Raw genomic sequence first — 12,910 nt, forward strand, 5'->3', positions numbered from 1 at the left:
AAGGCATGTGCCTTCTCAGGAGTAGTGACATGCCTCATCCGCTCACCCTTTTGCAGATCAGCGGACGCGGCTACCCGCCAGCCCCCCTTCGGCAGAGCACCTTGCTGATCATCGATGCCCAGGAAGAGTACCGCAGCGGCGCCCTGCGCCTGCCAGGCCTCGACGCCGCCGCCGCGGAGATCGGCGTGCTGGTGCAGGCGGCCCGCGCCAGCGGTACGCCCATCGTGCATGTACGCCACCTGGGTATCCAGGGCGGCCTGTTCGATCCGCAAGGGCCGCGCGGCCAGTTCCTCCCGGAACTGCAACCGGAAGCCGGGGAAAAGGTCGTGGAGAAACGCCTGCCCAATGCCTTCTCCGGCACCGAGCTGCACGACCTGCTGCAGAACCACGGCCGTCTCGACCTGATCGTCTGCGGCTTCATGACCCATTCCAGCGTCAGCACCACCGTGCGCGCGGCCAAGGACTACGGCTACCGCTGCACCCTCGCCGATAGCGCCTGCGCCACCCGCGACATACCCACCCTGAACGGCGGGGTCCTGAGCGCCGCGGACCTGCAACGCGCCGAGATCGCCGCCCTCGGCGACAACTTCGCGGCGATCGTCGCCCAGGCCCGGGAACTGCTCTGACCGCCCATCCAGCCGCCCTCCCGTCCCGCCCTGCGGAGGACTAGTCTGCCTGCAGGGCCATGGCTTGCGGCGAGAAGACGAGCGGCGCACGGTTTGCCCACGGCTCCCGGGAATCCGGGAACCCGGCCGGAAGGTTCCGGTCCTAGCCCCGATGACACACGAGGAAGTCGGGATGAAGTTGTCCGATAGTTTCGATGCGCGCCGGCTGCGCCCGCGCCGGCCGAGAGTCTGGCGCTGGCGCCTGGCGGCGGCGTTCGCGGCCCTGGTGGCGAGCCTGGGCGTGCTGCTGTCGCTGGCCGGCACCTCGGCCTTGATCGGCCGCCAGCCGGCTGTCGGCATGCTGCATATCGAACCCGCCGCTGGCGGCGTCTTGCTGGCCCTTGGCCTGCTGTCGCTCTGCCTCGGCGTGTTCTTCTGGCGTTTCAGCCGCCGCCGCAGCCGCCGCAACAGCGACCTGAGCCTGTCGCCGAACCTGATGAAAAAGCGCGACTGAGCGGGCTGCCGGCGTCCGGCCGATCCGGTAAACTGCGCCGCTTCGCGGAGGCTCCCATGCAAGACGACGACTTTTCCCTGTTCAAGAGCGAGATGCGCGGCGTCAAGCGCATCTCGGTCGATCGAGCCGATACCGGCAAACCTCGCAACGACCGCCAGCAACTCAAGCAGCGCCAGCTCAATGCCAGCGTGCGCAACGACGAAATCCGCGTCGATGGCCTGTCCGACCAGTTCGTCATCGACGTCGGCCCCGAGGACGAGCTGTCCTGGGCCCGCGACGGCGTCCAGGAAAGCCAGTTGCGCAAGCTCAAGCAGGGCCTGGTGCCCTTCGACGGTAGCCTCGACCTGCACGGCATGAGCGTGGAGAAGGCCCGGCAGACGCTATGGGACTTCCTTGCCGAGGCCACCCGCCTGGAAATCCGCTGCGTGCGCGTGACCCATGGCAAGGCCGCGCGCAAGGACGGACGCAGCCCGCTGGTGAAAAGCCACGTCAATACCTGGTTGCGCCAGCACCCGCAGGTGCTCGGTTTCACCTCCTGCCTGCCACGCCACGGCGGCACCGGCTCGGTCTACGTGATGCTGCGCAGGACCATGCTCGAAGGCCGCGACGAGTAGCCGGCAAGCGCCGAGTCTTGCCAGCGGCCCGGCGACGTCCTACCCTCCGCGCTGGTAATCGTCTGACTGGAACGCCCATGTCCCTGGAACAACACTACTCCTCGATCCTCACCCAGCTCGGCGAGGACGTTAACCGCGAAGGTCTGCTGGACACGCCCAAGCGTGCCGCCAAGGCCATGAAGTACCTGTGCCGCGGCTACCAACAGAGCCTGGAAGAAGTCGTCAACGGTGCCCTGTTCAGCTCCGACAACAGCGAAATGGTATTGGTCAAGGACATCGAGCTGTACTCGCTCTGCGAGCACCACCTGCTGCCCTTCATCGGCAAGGCCCACGTGGCCTATATCCCGAACGGCAAGGTGCTCGGCCTGTCGAAGGTCGCGCGGATCGTCGACATGTACGCCCGCCGCCTGCAGATCCAGGAGAACATGAGCCGGCAGATCGCCGAGGCGGTCCAGCAGGTCACCGGCGCCCTCGGCGTCGCGGTGGTGATCCAGGCCCAGCACATGTGCATGATGATGCGCGGCGTGGAAAAGCAGAACTCGTCCATGGTCACTTCGGTGATGCTCGGCGAATTCCGCGACAACGCCGCCACCCGCAGCGAATTCCTCAGCCTGATCCGCTGAGGCCAGGTCCGCTGGCGAAAGAACCGGCCCCACTGGGCCGGTTTTGCGTTTCCTTCCCCGGCGATCAGCCGAAGAAGCGCTTCATCGAGCGCGACAACCAACCGCCCTCGCTCTTGTCCTTGACCAGTTCGGACATGCTGTGGCGTACCGCATCCACATATCCGGCGTCGTCGTTGCGGATGTGGTTGAACAGCCAGCGCGAGAGCAAGCCCTTGAGTTCATCGCCGACATCCTCGCCGGCCTGGAAGCGCACCCGGTATTCGGAGACCCGGCGGATGAACAGCTCGTGGATCTTCTTGTGCGCCCGGGAAAACTGGTAGCCGGCATCCTCCATCAGGGTTTCCTCGAAGGCGAAGTGCGACAGCGTGTAGTCCACCAGCTCCTCGATCACCTCGGCGATCGCCGCGTGTTCCTTGCCTTGCTGGGCGTCGTGCAGGTGATTGATCATCTCGACGATGCGTTTGTGTTGATTGTCGATGACCTGAATACCGGTATTCAGGTCATCCTGCCAGACCAGATGCGCCATGATGACTTCCCCCAAGCGAACAGCGAACGGCCTTTCCGAACGGCCTGGGGCCAGGGTATTTTTGTGACGCAGTACGGGTATTGACGCCGGTCAAGCGGGACAAGATGTTAATGAATTTCGCATGAATTCATTCGCCCCCCTCGCGGCGGCATGCCCGCTCGATCCGCTCGGTTTCGCGCGGCTGAACATCCGCCATCGTCGCCGGAAAGCGGCGTCACCAGTGGTCCCGACAGGACAGGAAGGAAATGAACCTGATCGCGCACGTGGAAATACCGGTGTCCGACCTGGGGAGGGCGATGCGTTTCTACGCCTCGGTGTTCGGAGTGGCGTTCGGCGAGGTAGCCACCCTGCACGGAAGCAGAATGGCGCATTTCCCCTTCGAGGAAGGCCGTGACGGTGCCAGCGGCGCACTCGCCGAGGGCGACGTCTACGTGCCTACGCTACATGGGGCGATCATCTACCTGAATGTCGCGGACCTGGATGCCGTCATTGCCCGGGCCCTCGGCGAAGGCAGCGAAATCCTCTTCCCGAAGACGCCGCTTGGCGACGGCGTGTTCATCGCCGAGATCAGGGACAGCGAAGGCAATCGTATCGCCCTGCAGAGCGCTTGCGGAGAGCGGCCGTAGAGGTCCTGCAAACCGAGCGCCGCCGGCTCAACGGGCAAGAACGCCGGCCAGCCAGGAACGCCGCGCGCCCAGCGCTTCCTGCAATTCGCGGACGCCGATGCAGCGCCGTTCGGGGTCGAGGCTCAGGGCGGTACGCAGCGCCGGCCAGCAGCGCCGAGGCAGGTGTCCGGGCGCGCGCAGCTGGCGCTCCAGCCCCTGCTCCCGGGCCTGGTTCGAGGGCAGGCGGCGGAACGGATGGCGACCGTCGGCCAGTTCGTAGAGGACGCAGGCCAGCGCATACAGGTCGGCCGCCGGCGACAATGGCGCGCCCTCGAGCAGTTCGGGAGCGGCGTAGCCCGGAGTCCAGGCGTCGATGCGGCCCCGGCTGAGCTGCGGCAGGCCATCCAGGATGCCTGCCTGCGCCTGGCCGAGGCCGAAGTCGAAGAGCCGCACGCCCTCTTCGCCGAGCATCACGTTGCTCGGCTTCAGGTCGCCATGCAGTACTCCTTGTTCGTGGACGTAGGCCAGAACATCCAGCAACGGCCGGGCGATCGCGCTCAGCTCGGACCAGGGCAGGCCTTCGGGACGCTCGCAGAGCAGGCGGTCGAGCGGCAGGCCAGGCATGAGTTCCATGACGATGTAGGCGCGCTGGCATGCGGTGTCGACGTCGAAGGTGAACAGACGCACGACGTTCGGATGGCGCAAGCGCCGGGTCAGGGCGAACTCGCTATAGAGCAAGGCGCTGGCGTCGGGTGACTCGGCGACCGACTCGTTGAGCAGCTTCAGCGCTACCAGCGGCGCCGGGTCGCCGAACTGCTCATGGAGCAGGTCCCGGGCACGGTAGACCGTCCCCATGCCGCCGGCGCCGAGCATCCGCTCCAGACGGTAGCGCCCGGAAAGAACGTCCGGCAGCGGACCGGGCAACACCGCCGGCAGGTCCGGCGCCGAGGCGGTCGGGGCGGCGAAGGCGAAATAGGTCAGGTTCGCGCCGCCCTCCTCCTCCGGCAGCAGCTCCAGCGACGACAGCGGTTCGTTCATTGGCGGATCACCACGGCCGTCAGGTTGTCCCGTGCGGCGCCGCTCAGGGCACCGTCGAACAGCCGCTCCACCGCCACCTGCGGCGATGCCAGGCTCAACGCGCGACCCAGCGCATCGGCGCTCAGCTCTTCGTAGAGCCCGTCGCTGCAGAGCAGGAAGACATCCCCGGGATGCACCTCCAGTTCCAACACGTCCAGCACCAGTTGTTCGCTGGCGCCGACGGCACGGGTCAGCGCGCGCGCCGAGGGATAGGCGCGGGCCTGCTCGATATCCATCCGCCGTTCGTCGACCAGTCGCTGCAACAGCGAGTGGTCGCGGGACAGCTGGTACAGCCGCTGGCCGCGCCACAGGTAGCAGCGGCTGTCGCCGACCCACACGCAGGCCGCCCGCGACCCCTCCACGACCAGCGCCACCACCGTACTGCCGATGATCCTGTCGCCGCGTTCGGCGCTGAGGGTGAGTTCCTCGCCCAGGCGCCGGTTGAGCCAGTGCAGGCACTGGCGCATCGCGTTCAGGCGCTCGTCGAATCCCGCCCGGGCCGGCAGTTCCGCCAGGCTGGTGACGATCATCCGGCTGGCCAGGTCGCCGGCCTGGTGCCCGCCCATGCCATCGGCGACCGCCCAGAGCCCGCGATCCGGGCAGTCCAGGAAGGCATCCTCGTTGCGCGCGCGGACCTTGCCGCGATCCGTGCGCGCCGCGCTGCGCCAGGGCTCGGTGCGTTGCATCAGAGCTGCACCGGCATGCGGAAGCTGCGCAGGACCGCGAGATCGAACGGATTCGGCGTGCGCTGGGCGAGCAGCAGGTAGTTGGCGCGCAGGCCGCCCAGGTCGGCCTTGAGCACCATCACGTCACGCCCGCTGAGGTACTCGGTCTGCATCAGGTCGAACAGCCTGAACAGCGACCAGGGCCCGGTATTGCGTTCGATTCCCACCGGTCGTCCGGCCATCTTCTCCAGCACCAGGCTGGTGCGGCCGCCGTCGGCGTCGCTGGGCCACTTGAACGACATCGGCACGATCGGGCCGTGGCGGTACTCCATGGACTGACCGTCGAAACGGAACTCGGCGCGGCTGACGCCAGGATCGAGGGTATAGGGCTCCAGGCGGAAGCGCACCTGTGGCTCGGCCGGGTTCTCGGCGAAGAAGCTCTGGCGGATCACCTGGGCCGTGCCCATCTGGTCGAGATAGACCTTGGACATCGGCAGGCTGTAACCGTCCACGCTGCGCAGGCGGTAACTGCCCGGGTCGCCGCTGACGAAGGGCCGCATGTAGGTTTCGAAGAAGCGTTCGGCGACGCCCTGCGCCTTGAAGAACTCGCGGAAATCGCTGACCGCGACATCGCTGGCGCTGTGCGCGTTGAACGGGTAGCGCTTGTTGATCGCCTTGCTGTAGAAACCGTACAGCTCGCTCTGGTAGCGCTGGTTGAGGTACAGGTAGGCATCGCCGAGGACCAGCCGCCAGGCGTCTTCGGCCAGCACGCTGAACCATCCGCCGAGCGGTCGCGGCAGTCGCGCGGAGGCGTTGCGCAGGTTGCTCAGGGCATCGCGCTGGCCGCCCATGCGGTTCTTCGCCATGTCGAAAGCCGCCTGCTCCGGCTGGCTGGCGCGCGCCAGTCCGGCGAGTTGCAACTGCAACTCGTTGAGCGCCTGCAACAGCGGGGTGAGGTCGGCCGCCGGGCCGTTGTTATCGTCGAGCAGGCGATGCAGGGGCTCGAAGCGGCGTTGCAGGGACTTCTTCGCGGTATCCGGCAGGTTCTTCGCCAACGCGTCCCTGGCCTTGCCGGCCGCCGCGGCGGCCGCCTTGCCCAGCTTGCCGCCCTTTTCCGCGGCCTTGTCGCTGGCCTCTGCCAGCGCCTCGGCGCTCTCCGCCAGGACCGGGAAACGGGTGTTCTCACGGACCTCCAGCAACAACTGGAGGATCGGCGAGTTGGCGGCGAGCAGCCCGGAAACCTGGTCGGCGCCCTCGCCGGCATCGTTGAACGGCAGCAGGCCCAGGCGTCCGACCGCCTCGCTCCAGAAGTTCGCGTAGTCGCGGAAATACAGCTGCTCGAGTTCGACCATCAGGCGCCGCAGGTCCATGTCACTGATCCCGCTGCCCTCGCCCAGGACCCAGTTGTCGCGAAGGATGTCGTTGACCAGGCTGGCGCCCTGGACCACGAAGTACTGCTGGTAGCCCTGCTGGGTGTAGAAGCCCGGGATCACGTAGTCGGTGCCGACGAACAGACCGGCCTGCGGCCCCAGGTGCTGGCCGAAGCGATACTCGGGCAGGCTTCGCGCCTGTTCGCGCAGCACCCGGTAGACCACGTTGGCCAGGGACTCGCTGCGCAGCACCTGGCGTGCCTGGGCCACCAGGGTCTCGTTCAGCGGATAGCTGAACGGTTGCTCGAGCAGACGGGCGAAATGCGTGTTCAGGCCATTCTGCACGGTGCCGTTGCCGGCATAGCGCTGCGACCAGTCGGTAGCCACCCAGTCCTTGAGCCATCCGCTCTCGCGGCGCTCGCGCAGATTCAGCATCAGGTAGGCCCGCAGGCTGTTGAGCAGGCGTTCGCGATTCTGCATGTTGCCGCGGATCTGCGCTTCGAGCATCCGTGCCACGCGCGGCAGCAGTTGCGTCTCCAGCTCGCGGCGATAGGCCGCGGCCAGCGGCGGGTTGACCTCGTTGCCCTGGTACAGCCCGGCGCGCTCGTGCAGCGAGACTTCCCCTTTGGGCGGAAACACGGTGGTCGCCGCATAGCTGCTATCCAGCGTCTTCAGCGCCGCCATGGCGTCTTCGCGCTCGCCAAGCGCCTGGCGCTGCTGGGCCCATTGCTGCGCCAGCTCGCGGACCCGCTCCAGGCGCTCGTGGTTGGCCGAGAAACCGCCAGCCCAGAGCAGGCCGAATAGCAGAAGGAGCGCCAGCGAACCGACGTACAGGGCTCGCTGGCCCCAGTGGATGCGCGTGCGTTCGCGGCGATCGAGACCTGCCAGGTTGGCCTCGGGGAAGATCACCTGGCTCAGCAGGTGATGGATGAAGCGCGAGCGCCCGTTGCGCAGGGTCGGCAGCAGGCCGCTGGCGATCCCCAGGTTGGCGCCGATGCCGGCGGTGTCCTCGTCCAGCTGCTGGGCCAGGTGCGGCGCGCTGGTCAGGTAGAAGCCGCGCAGGCGGCTGGCGCGCTGGTAGCGGTTGCCGGTGAAGGCGAGTTCGACGAACAGGCACAACCGCTCGCCGATCTGGCCAAGCTGGTGCGGGAAGTCGAGGATGCGACCGCGACGCAGGGTATCGCGCTCCTGGTGGATGCGCATGATCACCTGGCTGTTCAGGCGTCGCAGAAGGTCCTCGAACGCCTGGCGCAGGACCGTCACATCTGTGCCGTTCTGCTCCTTGCCGAAGCTGGTGCCCAGAACCTGGTCGCTCTCCTCGCGGCTCAACTGGTCGAAGAACTCGTCGAAGCCGAGCAACTGGTCGGCCTTGCTCAGCACCAGGTAGACCGGCAGATCGAGGTGCAGGGTCTGCTGGATTTCCTGCAGGCGCGCACGCACCTGGCGAGCCAGCGTATCCAGCGCCATCTCGTCGTCACTGAGCAACGTTTCTACCGGAATCGACACCATCACGCCATTCAGCGGCCGTGCGCGGCGGCGCTTGCGCAACAGGCCGAGCAGGGTCGCCCAGGCGCCCCCGTCGACCTCGCCGTCGGCTTGGGTCAGGTAGCGCCCGGCGGTGTCGATCAGGACGCCGTGGTCGGCGAAGTACCAGTCGCAGTAGCGCGTGCCGGCGGTGTCGCGGGTCAGCTTGCGGTCGATCCGGTTGATCGGGAATTCCAGTCCGGAAAAGTCCAGCAGGCTGGTCTTGCCGCTTCCCTGCGGGCCGATCAGCAGGTACCAGGGCAGCTCGTTGCGCCAGCGCTCGCTGCGGCCGCGGTACAGGCTGGAGGTCTTCAGGGTGCGCAAGGCGTCCTTGAAGCGGCTGCGCAATTCCTTCTGTTCGTCTTCGATCAGACCGTCGCGGCGCAGGCGCTCCTGGCCCTCGTCGCTGTCCTCGACGGCCTTGCGCCGCACTCCCGCGCGCCAGCTGACGAAGACCATCGCCAGCCCCCAGACCAGGAACATCAGGCTGATGCTCAGCAACCGCGAGGTCGGGCTTTCCCAGAACTTGTAGTCGGCGACCGCCAGCAGCGGCCCGACGAACCACACCAGCAATGCCGCCAGGAGTACCAGCAACAGCGTCCAGACCCACGTCTTGCGCAGGAAGGCGCCGACTTTCTTGAAGAAGTTTTTCATTTCGCGTCCCTGTGTTTACGAACCGGGCTGTCCTGCCGCCGCATCGAGCGACTGGTAAGGCTGCAGCACCGTGTCGCGTTGTTCGCCGAGAACCCAGGCGAATCCCGAATACATCACCACCAGGCAGACCAGGGTGAACAGCGCCACCATCCACCAGGGCACGATCCGCACCAGGCCGCGACGCTGGTCGCTGAGCCCCTGCCAGTGCGGCGACAGTTCGCGCGGCACGTCGCCGCGCAACTGGCGGATCTGCCGGTAGAGCGCATCGGAAATACCGTCCAGGTCGAGCACGCCGCGAGCCATAACCCGGTACTTGCCCTCGAAGCCGAGGGCCAGGCAGAGGTACATCAGCTCCAGCATCGGCAGGTGCTTGACCGGGTTCTTCGACAGCCGGTCGAGCAACTGGAAGAACTTCTCGCCGCCGAAGGTCTCGTTATGGAAGCTGCTCAGCAGGCTGATCTTCGACCATTCGCTTTCGTTGCCCCACGGGGTGGTCACCACCGCCTCGTCGACCACCGTGCACAGCACGTAGCGCGCCGCCATGACCTGGCTGTTTTCCACGCCATCCTGCACGGCGCGGAATTCGAAGAGCTTCATGGCGGAGGTCAACCGCTCCTTGAGCGCCGCAAGGTTCTCCAGCACGGTGCTGTGCTTGAGCCGGACCACTTCCGAAAGCAGTTCGGAAGCCGCCGCCACCAGCGGGTTCAGGCTGACGTTGAAGGCCTCGCCCGGACGCAGGCGCGCCGCGTAGATCATCCGCTCCTCGAGCTGCTCGAAGCGCGGCGGTTCGGCGAAATCGGTCAGCGGCCCCTGGGCCGGTACCTGTCCCTGGTGATCGAGGAGGACGGTCTTCTCGTCCTCGTGGTATTCCCTTTCCTTGATCATGTTCAGTTCCTGATGGCCCAGAATTTCAGTTCAAGCTCGGAGAACTCGCCGGATACGTGGAACGCGAAACCGCCGGAGCGCTCCAGCTGGGCCATGTCCTCGGCGTTGGGTTCGAGAATGAAATAGGTCTTGTTGGAGTGGAACGGGATCTGCCGCGGCGCCACCGGCAGCGGCTTGACCCGGATCCCCGGCAGGTGCAGGTTGACCAGTTGGCGAATGTGCTCGACCGCACCCACCTTGAGATGCGCGGGCAGCCGCTGGCGCAGTTCCTCCGACTCGCAATTGGCACTGGCGGCGAGCACGAACGAGGCGCTGCCGAGCAGCTTGTGGTCGTGCAGGGGCGAGACCAGGATGCCGTACTGGCGGGCCTGGAGAGGCAGTTCGATGGCATGCTGCTCGAGCACCATCGACAGGACCTGGCGGATCGCCTCCATCAACCTGCGGAAGCTGGCGCCCTGGTCGCTGTGCTGGTAACGGCTGTCCAGGCGCGGACGCTTGCTCTCGCTGCCGAAGGTGGCGAGGTCGCCGAGCATGGTCAGCAGCACCCGGTACAACTGCTCCGGATGCACCTGCTCCAATCCCAGGTAGTGGCGCAGCAGCAACTCGGTGCGATTGATCAGTTGCAGCATCATGAAATCGCCGACCTCCGCGCCGCCGACCTTGCCATTGGACCGGATACGCTCGGCGATGGTGTCGCCGCGATGGCCGAGCATGCTGATCACCTCCTTCAGGCAGGACAGCAGGTAGGCGGATGCGTGGGCGTGGAGGTAGCTCGGCACGAAGTCGGGGTCGAGGCTGATCACCCCGTCCGGCGTGGTATCCAGCACCACCGCCACCTTCAGTTTGACGTAGGCCTGGTCGCTCTGCTGCTCGCCGAGCAGCAGGCGAAAATCCGGCCGCGCGCAGCTGACCTGCACCATGGAATCCTCGCCGGCGTTGGAGTCCGCCACCTCCAGGTCGTAGGCGGTATAGCGCGCCAGGACCTCGGCCTGCTCCGGCCGGCGCGCCTCGATGTGGTTGCCGGTGACCAGCGGCAGGGCCAGGTAGATCGGCACGTTCGAGGTATTGGGCGGCACGTCGAGGGCGAGCGGCTCGGTGTTGCCGCCGAGTTCGAACAGGCTGCCGTCGGGCAATACGCCGGAGGCCTGGCTGATCACCAGCTTGCCCATGTTGAGGAACTGGCGGTCCAGCTCCAGGGCGAGGAAGCCCCAGTTGTAGCTGCCCAGCAACTGGGTCCGGGCCTTCATCTGGTTGTCGTAGTAGCGGTCGTTGTGTTGCAGGTGCTGCGGGCGCAGCAGCATGCCTTCCTGCCAGACGATCTTGTGCACGTTCATCGCGCGTCACCCGCCTTGCCGAGCAATTCGCCGGCATTCAGGATGCCCTTCTGGCCCAGCTTCAGCTCTACCCGGGTCAGCTCTTTCGCCGTGACCGGCACCACGTAGCGCCAGCTTGCCTCGCCGAGATCGCGGTAGGCGGCGAGCACGCCCACGTAGCGGCTCCCCTCCTCCACGCTGAGCTTGAGTTCGACCCGCTCGCCGGGACGCAGCTCCAGCTCCTCGCTGGTCACCAGGTCGGGGTCCAGGGTCTCCTTGGGACGTTCGTAGAGGCTGAAGAAGTCGGCGTTCTCGAACGCCACCGGGTGTTTCAGCTCGAACAGCCGCACTACCACCGGCGACGGCCGGCCATTGAGGTCGGGATTGACCCGCTCGCCGGCGCTCAGGGCGAGGTCGAGCTTGGTCAGTCTGGAATACGGCGACAGCGTGGAACAGCCGGCCAGCAGCGCCAGGACGGCGAGCATGGCCAGCGCCCTGGCTGGCGGGATCGGGCGACGAGACATGGCGATCATCCTTGGTGCTCGGTGTAGAGGGTGGAAATCAGGCGAACCTGCTCTTCGTAGGCCTGGGCGAAATCACGCGCCAACAGACGCTCGCTCCAATCGTCGTCCTGGCATAGCGACTGGTGGTAGCGACCATAGGCACGCCAGCGGCTGCCCGAGGTGGCCAGCAACGGCCGGCGACCGTCGCGCTCGAAACGCAGGGCCAGCTGCTGTGGCGAGAAATGCTCGAGGGTCGCGCGCACCGCCGCCCGGCTGGCGCCGAGCAGCGCCACCTGGTGCGCCTGGAGGTCGCGGAAACTGCGTGCGACGGCCTGTTCGCCACTCAACTGGCCAGGCTTGCCATCCCGTAGCAGATGACCCAGCGCCTCGCCGGCATCGGCGCTGAAGCGCAAGGGATTCTTGCCGGTATCGCGCAATGTGCTCAGCGACAGGCGCAGTTCGTTCTTCAGTTCGCTGCGGGTCCGCAGGCTCTGCTGCAAGCCGCCGATGCACTGCCGCAGCAAACCGGCGGCGTCGATCGCCAGCGCTTCGCGCGCAGCGCCGTCGAGGCCTTCGAGGTCCACTCCGAGCGCCTGGCCGAAACGCTGCCAGAAGGCTTCGTCGCGTTCCGGAGGCGGACTTTCCACGGGTTCCTGCGGAGCCGCCGGGGCGGGCACCAGCTCCGGTACGACCAGGCTTTCCATGTCGATCCGCGCGTAGTCCGCACGCGCCCCGGCCTCATGACTGGGCTGGGCGATCGCGCTCAGGTCGTCGAGTTCGTAGGCATCTGCACCGTCCTGGTCGAGCGCCTGCAACGGATCGAGGGCCAGGAAGGCATCGTCCGGAATGATGCTGCCCGCCGGCTGCGGCCGCCCGACGTCCATGGCGAGCTCGTCGGGCTCGCGCAGCAACCGCGCGCGGATCTCGAAGTCGCCGAGCAGGAAGACGCTGTCCTGCTCGATGCGCTGCGGCTCGCCATGCGGCAGGCGGCTGCCGTTGCCGGCGCGGATGCCGTTGCTGCTGGTGTCGGTCAGGTAGAACGCGCCGTTGCGATAGCTGACCCGCGCATGCTGCTTGGACAGGTGCCGCTTGCGATCGGGAATCGCCCAATCGCACTCACCGCCGCGGCCGATGAGGCCGCCGTTCCTGCCGAAGGTCTTGCTGCATAGCTCCGTCGGTACGAATTGCTTGGCGCTGAGCATTTCCAATACCAGTTCCATGAGATCGCTCCTTGCGGTCACTTGCCGCGATTGACCGCCTGCGGATCGCCAAGCGGGCGATAGTCGCCGTCGTTGAATTTGTAGTTGCCGCTGCAACCGGCGAGGCCGCAGAGGACGGCCAGGGCCAGAAGCACGGCGGGCCAGTGACGAACAGGCATCAGGGAGTCTCCATGGAAGGGACGCGGACGCCGCGCTCCAGGCGCGCGCCCGGC

At 66.7% G+C, this 12,910-nt stretch carries 14 protein-coding genes; 5 read left to right on the forward strand and 9 right to left on the reverse strand.

The annotated features are described in order from the left end of the window. The first annotated feature begins 29 nt into the window (after positions 1-29). The 4 genes from ACI766_RS17385 to folE all read left to right on the forward strand — a co-directional run bounded on the left by ACI766_RS17385 (position 30) and on the right by folE (position 2,356). The gene (locus ACI766_RS17385; protein ID WP_003103179.1) at positions 30-626 is read left to right on the forward strand and encodes a cysteine hydrolase family protein; all 597 of its coding nucleotides are present in this window, start codon (positions 30-32) and stop codon (positions 624-626) included. A gap of 172 nt (positions 627-798) precedes the next feature. Then, entirely contained in the window at positions 799-1,119 is a 321-nt protein-coding gene (locus ACI766_RS17390; protein WP_003087644.1) for a hypothetical protein, read from the forward strand. Positions 1,120-1,175: 56 nt separating this feature from the next. Then, a complete protein-coding gene (locus tag ACI766_RS17395) occupies positions 1,176-1,733 on the forward strand; it encodes a Smr/MutS family protein (RefSeq protein ID WP_003087642.1) in 558 nt (185 codons plus the stop codon). A 77-nt stretch (positions 1,734-1,810) separates the two neighbouring features. Next, a complete protein-coding gene (gene folE / locus ACI766_RS17400) occupies positions 1,811-2,356 on the forward strand; it encodes a GTP cyclohydrolase I FolE (protein ID WP_003087639.1) in 546 nt (181 codons plus the stop codon). Positions 2,357-2,420: 64 nt separating this feature from the next. Here the strand turns inward: folE and ACI766_RS17405 are convergent, their stop codons facing one another. Next, on the reverse strand, positions 2,421-2,882 hold the full coding sequence (locus tag ACI766_RS17405) for a bacteriohemerythrin (RefSeq protein ID WP_003087637.1): 462 nt from the start codon (positions 2,880-2,882) through the stop codon (positions 2,421-2,423). Positions 2,883-3,127: 245 nt separating this feature from the next. Between ACI766_RS17405 and ACI766_RS17410 the strand changes: the two genes are divergently transcribed. Continuing rightward, the gene (locus ACI766_RS17410) at positions 3,128-3,508 is read left to right on the forward strand and encodes a VOC family protein (protein ID WP_003097780.1); all 381 of its coding nucleotides are present in this window, start codon (positions 3,128-3,130) and stop codon (positions 3,506-3,508) included. A gap of 27 nt (positions 3,509-3,535) precedes the next feature. Here the strand turns inward: ACI766_RS17410 and ACI766_RS17415 are convergent, their stop codons facing one another. The 8 genes from ACI766_RS17415 to ACI766_RS17450 are packed head-to-tail and all read right to left on the reverse strand — an operon-like array spanning position 3,536 to position 12,856. Continuing rightward, positions 3,536-4,525: a serine/threonine-protein kinase gene (locus ACI766_RS17415; protein ID WP_003097784.1), complete on the reverse strand. Its 990-nt coding sequence runs from the start codon at positions 4,523-4,525 to the stop codon at positions 3,536-3,538. Further along, the gene (locus ACI766_RS17420; protein WP_003087627.1) at positions 4,522-5,250 is read right to left on the reverse strand and encodes a PP2C family protein-serine/threonine phosphatase; all 729 of its coding nucleotides are present in this window, start codon (positions 5,248-5,250) and stop codon (positions 4,522-4,524) included. Before ACI766_RS17420 ends, ACI766_RS17415 begins: the two co-directional genes overlap by 4 nt. Then, positions 5,250-8,777: a type VI secretion system membrane subunit TssM gene (gene tssM / locus ACI766_RS17425; RefSeq protein WP_087823707.1), complete on the reverse strand. Its 3,528-nt coding sequence runs from the start codon at positions 8,775-8,777 to the stop codon at positions 5,250-5,252. Before tssM ends, ACI766_RS17420 begins: the two co-directional genes overlap by 1 nt. A gap of 15 nt (positions 8,778-8,792) precedes the next feature. After that, positions 8,793-9,662 carry a type IVB secretion system protein IcmH/DotU gene (gene icmH, locus ACI766_RS17430; RefSeq protein ID WP_003087622.1) on the reverse strand — a complete coding sequence of 290 codons (870 nt, stop codon included), beginning with the start codon at positions 9,660-9,662 and terminating at the stop codon, positions 8,793-8,795. Positions 9,663-9,664: 2 nt separating this feature from the next. Next, positions 9,665-10,996, reverse strand: a complete 1,332-nt coding sequence (tssK, locus tag ACI766_RS17435) for a type VI secretion system baseplate subunit TssK (RefSeq protein WP_003097790.1) — start codon at positions 10,994-10,996, stop codon at positions 9,665-9,667. Further along, positions 10,993-11,499: a type VI secretion system lipoprotein TssJ gene (gene tssJ / locus ACI766_RS17440; protein WP_003114612.1), complete on the reverse strand. Its 507-nt coding sequence runs from the start codon at positions 11,497-11,499 to the stop codon at positions 10,993-10,995. Before tssJ ends, tssK begins: the two co-directional genes overlap by 4 nt. A gap of 5 nt (positions 11,500-11,504) precedes the next feature. Next, the gene (tagH, locus tag ACI766_RS17445; protein ID WP_003114611.1) at positions 11,505-12,698 is read right to left on the reverse strand and encodes a type VI secretion system-associated FHA domain protein TagH; all 1,194 of its coding nucleotides are present in this window, start codon (positions 12,696-12,698) and stop codon (positions 11,505-11,507) included. Positions 12,699-12,715: 17 nt separating this feature from the next. Continuing rightward, positions 12,716-12,856 carry a hypothetical protein gene (locus ACI766_RS17450; RefSeq protein WP_003087614.1) on the reverse strand — a complete coding sequence of 47 codons (141 nt, stop codon included), beginning with the start codon at positions 12,854-12,856 and terminating at the stop codon, positions 12,716-12,718. Positions 12,857-12,910: the final 54 nt, after the last annotated feature.

It is taken from the genome of Pseudomonas sp. DL, from assembly GCF_047199225.1.
Classification (GTDB): Bacteria; Pseudomonadota; Gammaproteobacteria; order Pseudomonadales; family Pseudomonadaceae; genus Pseudomonas; species Pseudomonas aeruginosa.